We start from the raw sequence: 17,472 nt of genomic DNA, 5'->3' as shown, positions 1-17,472 counted from the left end.
ACTCAGTACACGCTAGCGGGAGCCGGAGGCTCATTACCTTTGCCTGCGCCAAAACGTGCCGCTAATGCTTCTGCGGCGCGAGCGAGTAAGGTGGTGTCTACACCCACGGCGACGAATAGCGCGCCGAGTTTGAGGTAATGCTCGGCTACATCAGGTGCAGCCATCAGAATTCCCGGTGCTTTGTTTGCGGCTTTAATCTGCAAAATGGCATGCTCGATGGCGCTTTTGACTTCAGGATGCTGAGGATTTCCGGCAAATCCCATATCCGCGCTGAGATCGGCAGGGCCGATAAATACGCCGTCAACGCCTTCAACGTCCAAGATCTGCGGCAGGTTACGCAGGGCTTCACGGGTTTCGATTTGCACCAGAACGCACATTTGTTCGTTAGCTAACTGCAAATAGTCGGGAACGCGATTCCAGCGTGAAGCTCGAGCTAGCGCGCTGCCTACGCCGCGAATTCCCTGTGGTGGATATCGTGTGGCGCGAACGGCGGCACGGGCTTCATCGGCATTTTGCACCATCGGCACCAACAGCGTTTGCGCACCGATATCGAGCAGTTGTTTGATCTGTACAGCATCATTCCAAGACGGACGCACTACCGGTTGGCTAGGGTAGGGCGCGATAGCTTGAAGTTGGGTCAACACGGTCTGTACGTTATTAGGGGCGTGTTCACCGTCAATTAGCAGCCAGTCGAAACCGGCTCCTGCCAGTAATTCCGCGCTATAGCTGCTGCACAAACCAAGCCATAAACCAATCTGCGGGCGCCCCTCTTTGAGGGCTTGTTTAAAGCTGTTATGTAGGGAAGCTGAGGACATGACGTTTTCCTTATACAAAGCGGCAGCTAATGCAGCCCATATTGCCGTAGTCAACGTGGAAGGTATCACCGCGACGTGCCGGAACAGGTCGAGTGAAGGACCCCCCCAGAATGATTTGTCCTGCCTCAAGCTGAACGTCATGGGCGGCCAGTTTGTTTGCCAGCCAAGCTACGCCGTTGGCCGGATGATTAAGCACCGCGGCGGCAACGCCCGATTCTTCAATCACACCGTTGCGATACATCAGCGCGCTAATCCAACGGAGATCGAGTTCATCCGGTTTAATCGGGCGACCGCCAAGAATCACACCCGCATTGGCGGCGTTATCCGAGATGGTGTCGAATACCTTGCGCGGACGCTGGGTATCGGGATCAATGTTGTGGCAGGGCGCGTCAATTAGCTCCAGCGCGGGGATGACATAATCCGTCGCGTTGTAGACGTCAAACAGCGTGCAGTTGGGGCCTCGGAGCGGTTTTGCTAAGACGAATGCCAGCTCGACCTCAATACGTGGCACGATGAATTTGTCGATGGGAATATCGCTACCGTCTTGGAAGAACATGTCATCAAGCAAAGCGCCATAGTCGGGTTCGCTAATCTGTGAGCTAGCCTGCATCGCTTTGGATGTTAGGCCGATTTTGTGCCCCTTGAGTACACGCCCTTGGTCGATTTTCAGATCAACCCACTGACGCTGGATCGCATAGGCATCTTCAATTGTGATCTGCGGGTGATCGAGTGAAATTTGGCGGATCTGCTCACGGCTTTGCTCAGCCTGGTGTAGGCGATGCGCGATCTGGCTGATTGTTGCTTTATCTAACATTGCGTTTTTTGCCGACATAGGCACCTCAGTTGTTCTCAATTCCGCCAAAGCAGAGATATTTCACTTCCAGATAATCCTCGATGCCATAGCGTGAACCTTCACGCCCAAGCCCGGATTGCTTGATACCGCCAAACGGGGCGACTTCGTTAGAAATCAGCCCTTCGTTGATGCCGACCATTCCGCTTTCCAGTGCTTCAGCGACGCGATAGATGCGTCCGATGTCGCGCGAATAGAAATAGGCGGCGAGGCCGGATTCGGTTTGATTAGCTAAACGAATCGCGTCGGCTTCATCATGAAATTTGAAGAGTGGGGCGACAGGTCCGAAGGTTTCTTCGTGTGCCACTCGCATGGATTCATTAACGTCGCGGAGTACCGTGGGTAGGTAAAAGAGTCCGCCCAATGGATGCTTTTTACCGCCGGTGAGGATGCGAGCACCGTGAGAATCTGCGTCAGCCACATGCGCCTGCACTTTGTCGATAGCCGCCTGATTAATCAGCGGTCCTTGCTGTGATGCGGGCTCACTGGCGGGGCCTACGCGTAGCTCATTTACTGCACGTGTCAGGCGCTGGGCGAATTCATCATAGACGCCGTCTTGCACCAGAATGCGATTGGCGCAAACGCAGGTTTGTCCACTGTTACGAAATTTTGCCGCGAGAGCGCCCTGTACGGCGGCGTCGAGATCGGCATCGTCAAATACGATAAACGGCGCGTTGCCGCCGAGTTCCAATGACAGTTTTTTTACCGTCGCAGCGCTTTGTTCCATCAGTAACTTGCCGATACGGGTAGAACCGGTGAAGGACAATTTACGTACGATAGGGCTTTGGGTTAGCACGTTGCCAATGGCGGCGGCATCGGTGCCGGTGACGATATTAAGCACGCCTGCAGGTAGTCCAGCGTCGTGTGCTAGCACCGCCAGCGCGAGTGCTGATAACGGCGTTTCCGGTGCTGGCTTTAATACAACGGTACAGCCTGCCGCCAGCGCTGGCGCGACTTTGCGGGTAATCATCGCGTTGGGGAAGTTCCATGGTGTAATGGCAGCCACCACACCCACTGGCTGTTTAATCGTGCTGATTCGTCGGCCGGGCAACGGTGACGGAATTGTTTCGCCGTAAGTTCGCTTTCCCTCTTCGGCAAACCATTCGATAAAACTGGCACCGTAGGCGATTTCCCCCATCGCCTCAGCCTGTGGTTTTCCTTGCTCTAAGCTTAATAGCTCCGCAAGTTCGGCCTGATTTTGCATAATCAATTGGAACCAGCGTTGCAAAATCTGGCTACGCTGCTTCGCGGTGTGTTTACGCCATGCGGGCAGCGCTTCAGCAGCGGCGTGAATAGCCTGTTCGGTTTCAACGCCAGATAAATCGCTGACCTCGGCGATGGTGTCACCGTTGGCGGGATTGAGCACTGAAAAGGTGCGTCCATTGGCCGCGCTTTGCCAATGCCCGTTGATATAGGCCTGATGGCGCAATAATCCGCGCGATATGCTGGTGGTGAAAGGCGATGTCATGGTTGATCCTTTTTGTTTTTATCGTGCCTTCAAGCCCCGAACCTTCAGCCCATCAAAGCAGTGGCAGAGCGGGGCGAGTGCTTTCAACTAAGACTTAAACAGCGCATGCACGTTGTTTTGTTTGTAATTTAGCTGCGGGTGTAGCTCTTCAATTTCGAACGACAGCGCCAGATAACGACTTTCCATCAGCGCGGCGAAGTGGGTTTTAATGAGCTCGAATAGCATTTCGCCAACCTGCTGGCGACTTTCCAGACTGCGCCCGCTGCCGATTTTTAGCGTCATATGCACAAAGGCGTAATCATGCTTTCCATCCGCCATTTGCCAAGTGTCTAACCAGATTGCGCGGCTGCGGATCCCGCCGATGGGGAAAATACCGGTATCGGCCAGTGCGGCATTCACCTTGGCAAATAACGCCGGAAGATCGGCCTGTTGGCGGATATTGTCGGTACATTCAGCGTAGAAATGTGGCATAGCAACTCCTTACGCCTGTTCCGGCAGAGGGAAAACGGCGTTGACCTGCCCCGTGCCTGAACTGGCAAATAGGTCAGTAATGAATTCCACTTTGCCGTCGTATTTGTCCCAGCCCAGCATGCCAAGCAGCATCACGGTGTCATGCATATTGCCCTCGCCGTAACAGTAATCAGCGTACTCCGGCAGCATTTCACAGAACTCTTTGAACTGGCCTTCGCGCCAAAGCTTGACCACGCGTTCATCCATTTGATGGTCAAACTCGCGGGTATAGCTATTCATGCCTTGTTCAGCACGCTGATCGTCAATGAAGCGGTGAGAGAGCGATCCGCTGGCGAAAACGGCCACGGTGCCGTCGTATTGTTCAATGGCTTTGAGAATGGCTTGCCCCAGCTTGCGGCTGTCTTCAAAGGCGTGAACGGTGCAAAACGCTGAGATAGAGATAACTTTGAAATGCTTATCGCTGTTCATATAGCGCATCGGTACCAGCGTGCCGTATTCAAGCTTCAGGCTTGGAATATTGTGTGCCTGAGCGCGAACGCCTAAGGCGCAGGCTTCTTTAGCAATCAGTTGCCCTAGCTCGGGATTGCCGTCGTAGTCATAGGTCATGTCCCGAATAAAATGCGGTAATTCGTTGCTGGTATAGACTCCGCTGAAGTGATCAGCGCAGTTAATGTGGTAGGCGCTGTTGACCAACCAGTGGGTATCGAACACGATAATGGTATCTACGCCCATTTCGCGGCAGCGTTTGCCGATTTCTTTATGGCCATCGATGGCTCCCTGACGGCAACCATGGTTTTTACCTGGAAGCTCTGATAGATACATGGATGGAACGTGCGTGATCTTGGCTGCTAAGGCTAACTTTCCCATACATCCTCGCTTGAATAATTTTATATCAGCTGGGGAGTCCCCTGCGGGTTAACGCAGGGAAACAGGTATCACACACCCCATTTAGGGATGGGGTGATCGCCCATCGAGATACAGACGTTTTTCATTTCAGCAAATACTTCAAAGCTATACTCACCGCCTTCGCGCCCGGTACCAGAGGCTTTTACACCGCCGAAGGGTTGACGCAGGTCACGAACGTTTTGGGTATTCACAAACACCATGCCCGCTTCAATGCTGCGTGCTAGGCGTAGCACTTTGCTGATGTCCTGAGTCCAGATGTAAGACGCCAGACCGTATTCCACGTCGTTTGCTAAGCGCAGGCCTTCAGCTTCATCTTTGAAAGGCATCAGGCAGGCTACTGGACCAAATATTTCTTCCTGCGCCACACGCATTCGGTTGTCTACGTCGGCCAGTACGGTTGGGCGAAGGAAATTACCGTTTTTCAAATGTGCAGGTAGATCGCTAGGTTTATCAGGGCCGCCGGCCAGCAGCGTTGCCCCTTCTTCAATACCTAAGCGGATGTAGCCGGACACTTTCTCCCAGTGCTGGCGACTGATAAGTGCACCGACCTGAGTGTTAGGGTCTTGCGGATCGCCAACGCGCAGGCGGTTGGCACGCTCGGCAAAACGTTTCACAAATTCGGGGTAGATGCTTTGTTGAATGAAGATACGTGAGCCGGCGGTGCAGCGTTCGCCGTTGATAGAGAAAATCGTGAACAGCGCAGCGTCTAAAGCGCGCTCAATATCCGCATCTTCAAAAATCAGCACTGGAGATTTACCACCCAGCTCCATTGAGTATTTTTTCAGCCCTGCGTTTTTCATGATGTTGCGGCCGGTTGCAGTGCCGCCGGTAAAGGAAACTGCGCGGACATCATGATGGCGAACCAGCGCGTCACCTGCTGTTGCACCGTAGCCTTGCACTACGTTGAGCACGCCAGCAGGAATACCCGCTTCTAACGCGAGCTCCCCTAAACGATCGGCGGTAAGCGGCGAAAGCTCAGACATTTTCAGCACTGCGGTATTCCCGAGCGCTAAGCAAGGCGCAACTTTCCACGTTGCGGTCATAAACGGCACGTTCCAGGGGGAAACCAGCGCACACACACCGACGGGCTGTACCAACGTGTAGTTGAGCATTTTGTCGTCAACTGGATAGGTTTTGCCGTTCATCTGCTGACATACTTCTGAGAAGAACTCAAAGTTATGTGAAGCACGTGGGATCAGCACATTTTTGGTCTGATGAATCGGCAAACCGGTGTCTGCGGTTTCCATGGCCGCAATGTCTGGCACGTTTTCATCAATTAAATCGCCCAAGCGACGCATCAGACGGGCGCGCTCTTTCATTGGGAGATTGGCCCATTTAGGAAACGCTTCTTTAGCTGCGGCGACGGCCTGATAAATTTCATCTTCTCCACCTGAGGCAACTTCGGCTAATACTTCACCGGTGGCTGGGTTGGTGGTTTCAAAATACTGCTTGCTGGCAACGTTTTTACCGTCGATCCAATGATTTACCTTTTTCATCTCAGGCTTTCCTCATAATCGGTTTGGCTGATAATGCGGTTGACCAGACGAGCTACGTCCTCAACCTCAACAATCACTTCGTCTCCCGGTACTACGTCGGATAGACCTTTGGGGGTTCCGGTGGCGATCATGTCGCCGGGTTGGAGCGTCATAAATTCGCTTAAATAGGCGATCAAAAACGGGATATCAAAAATCAGATCGGCAGTGGTACCACGCTGGCGGAGCTCGCCGTTGACGTAGGTGCTTAGCGCTAAACGATGTGGATCGGGTATTTCTGATTTATCGATAATCCACGGGCCAATAGGCGTGAGGGTATCGCGGCTTTTTACCCGCAAATTGGGGCGATAGTAGTTTTCCAAATAGTCGCGAATAGCGTAGTCGTTGCAGACGGTATAACCCGCTACGTAGTCCATGGCTTCATCCGGCGTTACCTGATGTGCGGTTTTTCCGATAACTACCACCAGTTCGGATTCATAGTGCATGTACTCAACGTTATCTGGGCGTACCGAGATCTGCTGGTGTCCAGTTAATGAATTTGGCGCTTTGATGAAGATCAGCGGTTCTTCTGGTGCTTTAAACTCTAATTCAGCGGCGTGATCGGCATAGTTCAGGCCGAGTGCAAACAAAGTGCCTTCGGCAGGGGGGAGCCATTCCACTTGTTCGGCCGTGAGTGTGGTTCCGTCGGGTAAACAAACCCGCAGCTGTTCATCCACGGTGACATCAAATTTTTTCCCTTGATAGCGGATACGAGCGTGTTTCATGCTGTTTCTCCCGTCCTTTTGGGTTGTAAACGCACGCTGTTTTCCAGCGTAGGAAGACCGGCAGCTTTGATAATGATGCTATCGCCCGGCTTGATGCTGACGCGCTGCTGAGGTGTACCGAGTAGGATGACATCGCCAGGCTGTAGGGTGGCAAAATCGCTCAGGGCGCAGAGTAGCTCGGCGGCAGAACGATTGAGATCGGCTGTGCTCCAGCGATTGGCCTCTTGGCCGTTGATTTCAGTCACGATCTCAACGGAGTCCACGTTGGTAAGCGGCGCTAGCTCACCTAATGGACAAAACCCATCACGGCATTTGGCTTTGATCGCGGGGCGATAGAATGAGGTTTCCGGCAGGCTGACATCGTTCGCCAGAGCGTATCCGGCGATGTAATTTGCAGCATCAGAAGCTGAAACTTTGCGCGCCGTTTTGCCAATCACCAAGGCAATGGTTGCGCCGCTGCATACTTCTTCACCTTGAGGAAAAGGAATGGCGTCACCGCTGCGGATCACGGTATTGCGCGGCTTGATAAACCAAACCGGCGTTTGAGGTGGTGTTTTATAGGGCGGTTGCAGAAATGCATCGTGCCAGGCTTCTGTCTGGCTACGGTGATTGAGCGCAACGGCAAAGACGGTGCCTTTCATAAGCGACTCCTTTGAAAACGGTCGAATTAGTGCGATAAATGGTTTTTATTAATATGTTAATGATAATGTTTTAACCCTTGTTTAACATTTAGGCAATCGAATCAACTTGAAGTGTGATCTTGGTAACAGTGTTTTTACATGTTGAAGTTTTATTTGTTTATTAATCAGTTTGTTATGATTTTTTATAAGAAATTCATCATCTGTAATGTAACTTTTCATAAACATATGATGCTCGCTAAATAAAATTATTTAGTTATTAATGAGATTCAATTTAAACTCATGGTAAGTACATGTAGAATGCCGAAATGTACCTATAATCGAACTTATGGTTGCCACACGATGTTGGCTGATTTTGTGAAGAGTGCTCCGTTATGCATGAATCTTTAACTATTGCTTTACTGCAGGCTCGGGAAACGGCGATGGGCTTTTTCCGTCCTATCTTGCAAAGCCACAATTTGACTGAGCAGCAGTGGCGCATAATTCGCGTTTTGGCCGATGGTCAGTCAATGGATTTTCATGAACTTTCATGTAAAACCTGCATATCGCGCCCTAGCTTGACCGGGATCTTAACGCGTATGGAGCGCGATGGACTGATTCTGCGACTAAAGCCGGTTAACGATCAGCGTAAGCTGTATGTTTCACTGACGCCTGAGGGAAAGTCGTTATATGAAAAGGCGCGGATGCAGGTTGAAGAGGGGTATAGAGCCATTGAACAGGCATTTTCGAGCGAGAAAATGACGCAGTTGACGCTGCTTTTGGATGAGCTGATTGCTTTGGGAAATTTGTCATCAGCCACCGAAAATGATGAGTGATCCTCTTCCTATTAAAATAAATATATTGTTATACGTAACGTGCGCTATTTATCTCTGTGGATGAAAATTAGGCTATTTAATTTTAATTAATTGTTTTGTGGTCTTTTTATTTTTATCAAATTGTGCGGTATTTTTATAACCAGATATATTATGAAATATAAGTTGTACAAATTTAACTCTGAGCACAAATTGAAAAATATAATGATAGCGTCATTGTTAAATTGATAGGATCGCCATTCTAGATGTAGAAATCCTATGAAAATGAATAAAACGCTTTCACCTGCGACAGCGCTTCTGGCTATTATCGTTGCTGCTTTCCCTTTGCTTGCTATCTTAAAACTCCCCCTTGCTCATGGGGCTGTGGTTCAGGTCATTGAAGATGCACAGTCTGTCTGGCTGCTTTTTGGCGCGATTTTTACCTGGTGTTATATGAAGCCATTAACTCTCCCTCCGCGACAGAAGGTGTTTTGGTGCTGGGCTACAGTATGGTGGATAGTGCTTTTTGGACGGGGTATTAGCTGGGGGCGTGATTTCTTTCCGGAAGTGCATAAGATTTACTTTAGGACTATTTCGGTCATCCTTATTGGCACGCTATTACTTATGCTTTTTATTCCTGCTTTACGTAAAGATATTGCCACGAGGTTTAAATACCAAAGTATTCCTCTATGGACAGTATTACTGATGGTCGTAAGCTTCCTTATTTCTGATACGATTGAACATCATCGTTTATTATCTCCGCTTTTTATTAGAGATCGGCAGTATCAGGATTTGTTAGAAGAGCTCTATGAGCTCCCGTTTATGCTGTGCTTATTTAGTGTTGCTTTTGGCATTATGCGGTCAGATAAAAAATTGCACCGCAAGGAACGTCTTGCGCTTATCGAGTCTTATCATTAAACATTCTCGTATGAAGAAAGCCTTCAAAAAGTAGAAGAGTAGAAAAAATGTGCGCCAGAGGTTTAGGCGCACCATATCGATAAGCTTTCCCTAAATTTTTTCTCCTAATGCGATTTCGTTGAAAATTATTTTTTCTGATACGATATGTCTGCAATGCAAATAGTGTTTTTTCTGCTTTGATTTCATTACCTTTTTTTTATATATGGCAAATTATCATGATAGTGCTTGCGTAAAAGTACCAAACATGAGTTAATGCCTTCGGTTTGTAATGCAGAACCAGTATGAAAGACATTTTAGTAAAGCAGTTCTTTGTTTAGCGATGTGTATCACTTCGCTCATGAATTTCCTTCTTTAGTGCTCCCGTACGTCCTCTGATAGAACAGACCTTTTTCGCCCGAGAGCGGCGACTCTACTTTAAATAAATTAGGAAATATCATGTCTGATAAAATGACTGGCTTAGTAAAATGGTTTGACGCTGGTAAAGGTTTCGGCTTCATCACTCCAGACAACGGCAGCAAAGACATTTTCGTTCACTTCTCTGCAATTCAGAGCACCGCATTCAAAACTCTGGACGAAGGCCAGCGTGTTGAGTTCACTGTTGAAAACGGCCAGAAAGGTCCTTCAGCAGCTAACGTTGTAGCTCTGTAATATTGCTAAGTGACCACCAGAGTTTGTGATTTTAGGAAATCCTAAATTGCTAAACCGGTAATCATTTAATTAGAACGGGTCCTGTATATTCAGGGCCCGTTTTATTTTGTCTGCTAATATCATTAAAAGTTATTATTTGTAAATTTAGTATCTTTCTGAAAAATAAGACAGATAAGATAAATCTGCTATGCGACACCGTCGCGATTTATTAAGTTTTAATTTCGCTGCAACTTAATCGAACACAGCGAGTCAAATACAATAATGTACCGCTATAGATAAATTCTTCTTTATGCGATACGCCATGGGTATGTGTAAAGAAAGAAGGTCTATCGTGAAACATTCTGCTTTTTCTAAAAGCTTGTTACATCCGCGTCATTGGTTTCTTTGGTTTGGATTAGGTATTTTATATTTATTGGTTCAATTGCCTTATCCGATCATTCGCCGTCTTGGTGGCGCTATGGGACGACTCTCCAAACGTTTTCTGAAACGTCGTGTCACGATTGCACGCCGTAATCTTGAATTGTGCTTTCCCGACCTCTCTCCTGAAGAATTAGACGCGCGTGTCACGGACAATTTTACCTCGCTAGGTATGGGATTGTTAGAAACGGGCATGGCATGGTTCTGGCCTGATGAGCGCATCAAAAAGTGGTTTGACGTCAGTGGCATTGAGAATTTAAACGCCGCTCTGGAAGAGAAGCGTGGCGTGATGGTAATTGGCGTACACTTTATGTCTCTTGAGCTCGGCGGGCGCGTGATGGGCTTGTGTCGACCAATGATGGCCATGTATCGCAAGCATAACAACAAAGTTATGGAATACGTGCAGACTCGCGGCCGTTCTCGTTCGAATAAAGCGATGATTGACCGTCGTAATCTGCGCGGCATGGTTCATGCTCTGAAGGCCGGTGAAGCCGTTTGGTTTGCACCAGACCAAGACTTCGGGCCAAAGGGGAGTTCGTTCGCGCCATTCTTCGCAGTAAAAAAAGCGGCGACGACCAATGGAACCTTTACCATTGCCAAATTAGCCAAGCCGGTTTTGCTGACCACCGTTCTGATCCGTAAGCCGGACGGCAGCGGCTATCATTTGATTATTCAGCCTGGTCTAAAAGACTATCCTTACGATAATGAACAAGCGGCTGCGGAGTTTATTAACGCGGTAATAGAAAAAGAAATTTTGCGGGCGCCAGAACAATATCTCTGGTTGCATCGTCGATTTAAAACGCGACCGATTGGGGATATTTCCCTCTACGCATAGTTTTCTTTTGCAACGCTAATAATAATACAATCTTAAGCCCCGAATATTTTGTTAAGAAAATGTTCGGGGTTTACGCTATTCTAAGCGGCAGATTTTTAGGTAAGACGAGCTATTTGAACGTGTTTGGATAGGCTTTAAAGAGTGAAATGACGAGAGAGGCGAGCGTAATGAAATACAGTTGGGTTCTTTTTGATGCGGATGAGACATTGTTCCGGTTTGATGCTTTTGAAGGTTTAAAGCTGATGTTCTCTCGTTTTAACGTTGATTTTACCGATAGTGATTATGCTGAATATCAGGCAGTGAATCAGCCTCTGTGGGTTGATTACCAAGACGGGCGCATCAACGCAGAGCAGTTACAGACGACTCGTTTCGAGCTGTGGTCTCAGCGTCTGGGCGTGACGGCCAATCACATTAATGAAGCGTTTCTACAAGCGATGGCTGATATTTGTGATGTGTTGCCTGGGGCAAGGGAGCTGATTAACGCATTAAGCGGTAAGGCGAACTTAGGTATCATTACGAATGGCTTTACCCAATTGCAGACAATCCGCTTAGAGCGCACAGGAATGAAGGATGCCTTCTCGACGTTGGTGATTTCTGAGCAGGTAGGTATTGCAAAACCAGACGTCGGTATTTTTGAATATGCTTTCTCACTGATGAATAATCCACCGAAAGAACGTATTTTGATGGTCGGTGATAACCCGCACTCTGATATTTTAGGTGGAATTAACGCGGGCATTGATACCTGTTGGGTAAACTCGGCGGGGAGTGCTTTACCCGAAGGGATTTCACCAAGTTATCAAGTAAGCTCACTGAGTGAACTGCAAAAAATTTTGTTGGCTTAAGTATATAATGTAAACAAAAACATCTCCTCAATTGGAGATGTTTTTGTTTGAAAAAGTAAGAAAGAAATAGGAATTTATTTACCAATACATTTTGGTGAGTAGGATACAGGCGACAATACCTAATGCAGCGACACCCCAGCAGAAGCGAAGCACTAGAGTATCGATAGTGGATTTGTTGTCTGAAATATAACTTTTAACTGTGGTTGTCATTATTATCGCCTTGAAATATCAATGTGGATAAATCCTTTTTATACTTCAAAACGGTGTTTCATTGTGATCGTTATCACACTATCTAGAATAGGTCATACAAATGCTGTATTGACGTACAGAATTCAAAAGTTTTCGCACGTATGGCTAATTCTGAAAGGGGAAATGTTCCCCTTTCTTAGACTAAAAATGAATCTTGAGAAAATAAAACCAAAATCTAGTCAATCTACCACGCCGTCCCTGCATCATTTCTCAGGTTGATGCTTCTCTCAAAATGGTGATTAGAACAGAGGCGAAGTGAAAATCAGCAGAAGTGTTGAGCTGTACAGGTCCATGCGCTTGGGTGTTTATCAAAGCCGATACGTGGGTAATATTCCTGTGCCAGTGGGGCTGCGAGGAGAATAACTTTGCAGTCAGGCTTTAGCTGACGACAAGTCATTTTTATTAATTCCTGGCCAACGCCACCTTTTTGCACCGACTCGGACACCGCGAGATCGGACAGATAGCAGCAATAGTGAAAATCAGTTACCGATCGGGCCACACCGATAAGATGCTCTCCTGCCCATGCGGTTACGAGAATATCGGCATGTTCTAGCATCCCAGCTAAGCATTCATGATTATCCAATGGGCGACGAGGGCCAAGCGTCGTTTCAGACAATAGCTGTACAAATTGCTCAACGGTGATTGGTTTATTCACGTGGTAACTTATTTTTTCAGGCATTGGCGACATGGCTTATTTTCCTATCGTCTCAAAGATAATGAAACTAATGAATTAGATATGGCCTACATCATTACATTATCTCTGAGAGATTAGAATTATAAATAATGGCTTATTCATCACCTATTAGCGCTGGCGCTGTGATTTAGCCCATTGTGCTTTCTGCCAATCTTCGCAGCAGTCTTTATCGCAGAAGTTACCACTTTCGATTTTCTCGTGGCAGTTATAGCACATACCGGTAAATGGCATTTGTGTCTTTTGGCGATTAGCCAAGGCTAAATCACGCTCTAACTCTTCCAGTGCACTGGCATTATCAAATTCATCAGCCATTTTTATTCCTCTAATAAATAGTTGTTACAGAACTTTATAGTTACAGAACATGGTGGTTACAGAATCGCTATTCTGCGCCGCTTTCGAATCAAGCCGGCGATTATACTCGGTTGTGAGATGTTCGTCATAGCCCAGAATCGTTTCAGATTAAATATCGGACTACTCCTTGGCATACCTCGCGTAGGGTATACCTTTTGTTGATAAAATCGTTATATAATGATTTATATAACGAGCGTTATTTGCTCAAGTATAGCGGGTTATCGAGGTTATCTCACATGGCTGGTGGATCGTGGAGGATGATGTGAAAAACCATTTTGGTGAAGGCGTGATGGATGGTGTTCGGGCATATGAGCCGAAAACGGCTTCAGAGATGAATCAGCGCTGTTTTGACTATCGCCGTGGATTCGTGTGCGGTTTTGCGCATAGTTTCGGCAAAAGAGTCGATAATCGCTATATGGCCGCTTGTCGAGCAGGTGAACTGGCGCGTGATTATGGGCTTGAGCGAGACGCCATCGCCGATTTTTTCCATGGTAGCGAAGAGCGAGGGCTTCAGGATTATTACTATTCCGGCTATGAGCGTTCGCGGCGAGCTGATGAATTATCGCTTGATGCATAAACTATTGGACTCACAGTTATTAGCGATGCTTCTGTTGTTATGACATGCATCTGTTACTATCAGAAACAGTTTCTACATGTCTAATCTCCAAGGAGAGTCGAATGTCTGTTTCTGCACGTAATCAGCTAAGTGGTGTTATCTCAGCGGTAGCGGATGGGGCGGTGAACGATGAGGTGGAGCTAACTCTCAACGGTGGCGCTAAAATCGTTGCTGTCGTGACCCATGCCAGCAAGCAAGCGATGGGGTTGGTAAAAGGCAAAGAAGCCGTGGCTTTGATTAAAGCGCCGTGGGTGATCCTCGCTTCGGTTGACTGTGGTTTAGTATTCTCTGCCCGTAACCAGTTTGCTGGGGAAGTCAGCGCGTTGCTTAAAGGCGCAGTGAATTCGACGGTGCACATCAAAACCGATCAAGGCATTACGCTGACGTCTGTTATTACCAATGAAAGCGCAGAAGAGATGGCGCTAAGCAACGGAAGTCGTGTGATCGCGTTGATCAAAGCCTCAAGCGTAATGCTGGCGACTAAAGCTTAACGCTATGCGTCAAATTCGATTTCGGCCTTTTGTCGAGGCGGATATTTTACCGCTCAGGCACGTTTATGAATCCGCGGTTTCTGAACTTACCGCTCGAGAATATACCCAAGAGCAGCGCATTGCGTGGATTCAGGCCAGCCAAGCGCCAGAACGTTGGCGAGCAACGCTGGAACGTATTCAGCCGACAGTGGTCGTTATCGATGACGTTATTGGAGCATACTTCGATCTACAGCCAGACGGTTTAATCGATCAGTTCTATGTTGCAGCACCGTTCGCCCATCAGGGCATTGCGCGTCAGATGATGACGGAGATCCTGCGTCGAGCTCGGCAGCAACGTTTGCCAGAAATTTATGCTTATGTCAGTCTCACGGCCCAGCCGTTTTTTGCTCGTAACGGTTTTGAGATCGTTTTTGCTCAGAAAATTGAGCTAGGCGGACAGGTGCTTGAGAATGCGCGGATGCGTAAAGTTCTGCAGCCTGAGTAAGTACTAACCTCCCGATGTAAAAAAAGCCCGCATTGCGGGCTTTTTCAGTTAATCAGGTAGAGTTTTTACTGAGCGATTTCTGCATCGTACTGCGGAGGCGGCTGACGGAAACGGCGGGTCAGGAAGGTCAAGTAGCCCAGACCAATAGCGCCCCAAATCAGGCCTAACGTCATGGAGCTTTCTTCCAAGTTCACCCACAGAACGCCTACGGTCGCGGCACCCAGAACAGGCAGGATCAGGTAGTTAATGGTGTCTTTCAGCGTACGATTACGTTTTTCACGAATGTAGAACTGAGAGATCACTGACAGGTTCACGAAAGTGAACGCGACCAGTGCACCAAAGTTAATCAGCGCCGTTGCAGTGACTAAGTCAAAGGAAACCGCAGACAGTGCAATTGCGCCAACCAACAGTACGTTGAACGCCGGGGTACGCCATTTAGGATGGATATACCCGAACAGACGCTCTGGGAATACGCCGTCACGACCCATAACATACATCAGACGAGAAACGCCAGCATGTGCTGCCATGCCTGAAGCCAGTACGGTCACGCAGGAGAACACCAGAATAATAGACTGGAAGAACTTACCTGCAACGAACAGCATGATTTCTGGCTGTGATGCATCTGGGTTGGTGAAGCGTGAAATATCTGGGAAGTACAACTGCAAGAAGTACGACACCACGATAAAGATCACACCGCCAATCAGGGCAGTCAGGAAAATCGCTTTAGGGATAACGCGGCCTGCATCTGGCGTTTCTTCGGACAATGAGCTGATGCCATCAAAGCCCAAGAACGAGAAGCAGAGTATCGTTGCCCCAGTTATCATTGGTATCACATGCGCATTTTCAGAGATGAATGGACGGCTGCTGATCAGCGTACCGGCACCTTCACCACCGTAAATACCGTGGATGACCAGACCCAAGAAAATAACCATGATAGAAACCTGAATCACCACAATGATGGAGTTCAAGTTTGCAACGAGGTTAATGCCTCGTAGGTTAAACAGGGTCATCAGCGTCACTAAACCCCCAACGAAGATCCAAGATGGCACGCCTGGGAAAATCGCTTCTAGGTAAATTTTAGCCAGCAAAATGTTGATCATCGGCATAAACAGATAATCAAGCAGAGAAGACCAACCCACCATAAAACCAACGTGCGGGCTAATCGCCTTCTGCGCGTAGGTATAAGCTGAGCCAGCTGACGGGAAGCGCTTAACCAGCTTTCCGTAACTAACCGCAGTGAAAAGCACTGCAATTAGAGCAATAGCATAAGATGTTGCAACGTGGCCATCTGTCAGACCGCTGACGATACCAAAGGTATCAAAAATGGTCATCGGTTGTAGATACGCTAACCCCATCATGACGACTTGAACAAGCGTCAATGTTTTACGGAGTTCTACACGTTTTTGAGGTGCGGTATTAATCGCCATGACGCAGTCCTCCCATGCTCTCGACTTTTTGGTTCGATGTTGCGCAAAGCGGAGAGATCACAGGAAAACTTCGTGTGAAGATACTACTAATAATAGAATAATATTCGGACAGGGAAGGTGTAAAAGAGGTGCGAGCGGAGAAAGAAGCTCCTGCCCCATAGTCGCTGCTGCTGCAGCGCATGCCAGTGAATCCCGGCGCGAAAGCGAATGATTGCCCCATCTAAGTTTCCTCAGTAGTAGCGCGGCTAAATGTGCCGCTAAATAGCGATTATCATGTCCGGTTTATAAGCCGGCCTCAGTTATAAAACTCATTACCTGATGCAAAAAAATAACCGATGTCATTTTAAACATCGGCCATTTGCAGGGCGCGTATTTTGCCCCAAGGGGGGCAATCTGACAAGATGTGTAAGCCTACTTGAGGCCTTTCTTTTTTGCTTTTTGTGCTATTTTTTCGTTTTATTTAGCTGCGGCAAAAAACATGCCTAAAAAGCTAACAAATTCACAACTTATTTAGGCCTCAAACATTCACGTAACTGCCAAAAAATAACCTTATTTCGTGACCTGAATCATGTATCGCAAATGAGAATAAATGCTTGGGTTATCCTTTGTTTGGCAAAATTTATAGGGAATCGTGTTTGACGAATTCGGACGCTATTGCCAAAGTGTGAGTATCTTGACATTGGTTTGCTCTATCCGTGAGGGCTACCAATGCCTGCAACAGAGAAACGCCATGAACATTAACGACAACTCCTTGCTACAAAAGCTACGTGAATCCCGTCGATTACGCCGAGAAAAGTTTCTTAATCAGAAGAACGCCGCTAGTGCGACGTCTTCGACAGCCCCTACGCTAACCTTTGGCCAACGTATGGCAGACGGCGTCACCAGCACTATCGGCTCGTGGCGTTTTATCATTATCCAAAGTGTTCTGCTGGCTTGCTGGATGGTCGGTAATGCGTGGTTTGGGCATAACGCATGGGATCCCTATCCGTTTATTCTGTTGAACTTATTACTCTCGTTTCAGGCCGCTTATACGGCTCCGGCTATTATGATGAGCCAAACGCGTCAGAGTGATATGGATCGGAAAAGAGCTGAGAATGATTTTGAAATTAACGTCAAAGCTGAACTGGAAATTGAGTTGTTGCACGAAAAGATAGATTTGCTGAAAGAGAAAGAGATTCAGGCGCTCACTGAAGCGATTCGTACGCTGACTGCGCGTCTAGATGCTGCGGCTGCACAGTCAAATAGCACTTCACCTGCGGATAAAACCTGATCTTATCATCCCACGCTAACGCGTTGCCTGAGCG

General features: G+C 47.8%; 21 protein-coding genes. 9 read left to right on the top strand and 12 right to left on the bottom strand.

The annotated features are described in order from the left end of the window. Window positions 1–2: 2 nt before the first annotated feature. From hpaI to HMPREF3091_RS01730, 8 genes are all read right to left on the bottom strand, one after another. On the bottom strand, window positions 3–815 hold the full coding sequence (gene hpaI / locus HMPREF3091_RS01765) for a 4-hydroxy-2-oxoheptanedioate aldolase (RefSeq protein WP_070713684.1): 813 nt from the start codon (window positions 813–815) through the stop codon (window positions 3–5). Window positions 816–825: 10 nt separating this feature from the next. Beyond that, window positions 826–1,629, bottom strand: coding sequence for a 2-oxo-hept-4-ene-1,7-dioate hydratase (hpaH, locus tag HMPREF3091_RS01760; RefSeq protein ID WP_070713877.1), 804 nt, complete (start codon window positions 1,627–1,629; stop codon window positions 826–828). Between the two features lie 25 nt (window positions 1,630–1,654). Next, a complete protein-coding gene (locus HMPREF3091_RS01755; protein ID WP_070713680.1) occupies window positions 1,655–3,133 on the bottom strand; it encodes an NAD-dependent succinate-semialdehyde dehydrogenase in 1,479 nt (492 codons plus the stop codon). Between the two features lie 87 nt (window positions 3,134–3,220). Next, entirely contained in the window at window positions 3,221–3,604 is a 384-nt protein-coding gene (locus HMPREF3091_RS01750) for a 5-carboxymethyl-2-hydroxymuconate Delta-isomerase (protein WP_008814416.1), read from the bottom strand. A 9-nt stretch (window positions 3,605–3,613) separates the two neighbouring features. Beyond that, the gene (hpaD, locus tag HMPREF3091_RS01745) at window positions 3,614–4,471 is read right to left on the bottom strand and encodes a 3,4-dihydroxyphenylacetate 2,3-dioxygenase (protein ID WP_035503958.1); all 858 of its coding nucleotides are present in this window, start codon (window positions 4,469–4,471) and stop codon (window positions 3,614–3,616) included. A 68-nt stretch (window positions 4,472–4,539) separates the two neighbouring features. Next, the gene (gene hpaE / locus HMPREF3091_RS01740; RefSeq protein ID WP_070713677.1) at window positions 4,540–6,006 is read right to left on the bottom strand and encodes a 5-carboxymethyl-2-hydroxymuconate semialdehyde dehydrogenase; all 1,467 of its coding nucleotides are present in this window, start codon (window positions 6,004–6,006) and stop codon (window positions 4,540–4,542) included. Beyond that, a complete protein-coding gene (locus HMPREF3091_RS01735; RefSeq protein WP_070713674.1) occupies window positions 6,003–6,767 on the bottom strand; it encodes a fumarylacetoacetate hydrolase family protein in 765 nt (254 codons plus the stop codon). The genes hpaE and HMPREF3091_RS01735 overlap by 4 nt, the downstream gene beginning before the upstream one ends. Beyond that, window positions 6,764–7,408: a fumarylacetoacetate hydrolase family protein gene (locus HMPREF3091_RS01730; RefSeq protein ID WP_070713671.1), complete on the bottom strand. Its 645-nt coding sequence runs from the start codon at window positions 7,406–7,408 to the stop codon at window positions 6,764–6,766. The genes HMPREF3091_RS01735 and HMPREF3091_RS01730 overlap by 4 nt, the downstream gene beginning before the upstream one ends. A 371-nt stretch (window positions 7,409–7,779) precedes the next feature. Between HMPREF3091_RS01730 and hpaR the strand changes: the two genes are divergently transcribed. The 5 genes from hpaR to yjjG all read left to right on the top strand — a co-directional run bounded on the left by hpaR (window position 7,780) and on the right by yjjG (window position 11,856). Further along, the gene (hpaR, locus tag HMPREF3091_RS01725; protein ID WP_035503990.1) at window positions 7,780–8,220 is read left to right on the top strand and encodes a homoprotocatechuate degradation operon regulator HpaR; all 441 of its coding nucleotides are present in this window, start codon (window positions 7,780–7,782) and stop codon (window positions 8,218–8,220) included. Window positions 8,221–8,475: 255 nt separating this feature from the next. Continuing rightward, a complete protein-coding gene (locus tag HMPREF3091_RS01720) occupies window positions 8,476–9,114 on the top strand; it encodes a hypothetical protein (protein WP_070713667.1) in 639 nt (212 codons plus the stop codon). A gap of 435 nt (window positions 9,115–9,549) precedes the next feature. Further along, window positions 9,550–9,762, top strand: a complete 213-nt coding sequence (gene cspA, locus HMPREF3091_RS01715) for a transcription antiterminator/RNA stability regulator CspE (RefSeq protein WP_004095506.1) — start codon at window positions 9,550–9,552, stop codon at window positions 9,760–9,762. Between the two features lie 307 nt (window positions 9,763–10,069). Further along, entirely contained in the window at window positions 10,070–11,014 is a 945-nt protein-coding gene (gene lpxP, locus HMPREF3091_RS01710; protein WP_050854800.1) for a kdo(2)-lipid IV(A) palmitoleoyltransferase, read from the top strand. A gap of 167 nt (window positions 11,015–11,181) precedes the next feature. Further along, entirely contained in the window at window positions 11,182–11,856 is a 675-nt protein-coding gene (yjjG, locus tag HMPREF3091_RS01705) for a pyrimidine 5'-nucleotidase (RefSeq protein ID WP_035503960.1), read from the top strand. Between the two features lie 78 nt (window positions 11,857–11,934). Here the strand turns inward: yjjG and HMPREF3091_RS22980 are convergent, their stop codons facing one another. From HMPREF3091_RS22980 to HMPREF3091_RS01695, 3 genes are all read right to left on the bottom strand, one after another. Beyond that, on the bottom strand, window positions 11,935–12,066 hold the full coding sequence (locus HMPREF3091_RS22980; protein WP_004095510.1) for a hypothetical protein: 132 nt from the start codon (window positions 12,064–12,066) through the stop codon (window positions 11,935–11,937). A 301-nt stretch (window positions 12,067–12,367) separates the two neighbouring features. Further along, a complete protein-coding gene (locus tag HMPREF3091_RS01700) occupies window positions 12,368–12,793 on the bottom strand; it encodes a GNAT family N-acetyltransferase (protein ID WP_070713664.1) in 426 nt (141 codons plus the stop codon). Between the two features lie 114 nt (window positions 12,794–12,907). Further along, window positions 12,908–13,111, bottom strand: a complete 204-nt coding sequence (locus HMPREF3091_RS01695; protein WP_004095514.1) for a hypothetical protein — start codon at window positions 13,109–13,111, stop codon at window positions 12,908–12,910. Between the two features lie 301 nt (window positions 13,112–13,412). Here HMPREF3091_RS01695 and HMPREF3091_RS01690 point away from each other — a divergent pair, with 301 nt between their 5' ends. From HMPREF3091_RS01690 to HMPREF3091_RS01680, 3 genes are all read left to right on the top strand, one after another. Beyond that, window positions 13,413–13,727 (top strand): DUF2623 family protein, encoded by a 315-nt coding sequence (locus HMPREF3091_RS01690; RefSeq protein ID WP_004095515.1) that lies wholly within the window; start codon window positions 13,413–13,415, stop codon window positions 13,725–13,727. A gap of 101 nt (window positions 13,728–13,828) precedes the next feature. Further along, window positions 13,829–14,257, top strand: coding sequence for a TOBE domain-containing protein (locus tag HMPREF3091_RS01685; RefSeq protein ID WP_070713659.1), 429 nt, complete (start codon window positions 13,829–13,831; stop codon window positions 14,255–14,257). 4 nt (window positions 14,258–14,261) lie between these two features. Continuing rightward, a complete protein-coding gene (locus tag HMPREF3091_RS01680) occupies window positions 14,262–14,741 on the top strand; it encodes a GNAT family N-acetyltransferase (RefSeq protein ID WP_070713655.1) in 480 nt (159 codons plus the stop codon). Window positions 14,742–14,806: 65 nt separating this feature from the next. On the opposite strand, the gene HMPREF3091_RS01675 is transcribed toward HMPREF3091_RS01680, so the two are convergent. Then, the gene (locus HMPREF3091_RS01675) at window positions 14,807–16,168 is read right to left on the bottom strand and encodes an APC family permease (RefSeq protein WP_064573086.1); all 1,362 of its coding nucleotides are present in this window, start codon (window positions 16,166–16,168) and stop codon (window positions 14,807–14,809) included. A gap of 730 nt (window positions 16,169–16,898) precedes the next feature. Between HMPREF3091_RS01675 and HMPREF3091_RS01670 the strand changes: the two genes are divergently transcribed. After that, a complete protein-coding gene (locus tag HMPREF3091_RS01670; protein ID WP_070713653.1) occupies window positions 16,899–17,438 on the top strand; it encodes a DUF1003 domain-containing protein in 540 nt (179 codons plus the stop codon). The last annotated feature ends 34 nt before the right edge of the window (window positions 17,439–17,472 follow it).

Source organism: Hafnia sp. HMSC23F03 (assembly GCF_001816025.1).
In the GTDB taxonomy this organism is placed as follows: Bacteria; Pseudomonadota; Gammaproteobacteria; order Enterobacterales; family Enterobacteriaceae; genus Hafnia; species Hafnia paralvei.
Note: the sequence above shows the minus strand (reverse complement) of the source record. Positions and strands in the feature narration are given on the sequence as shown.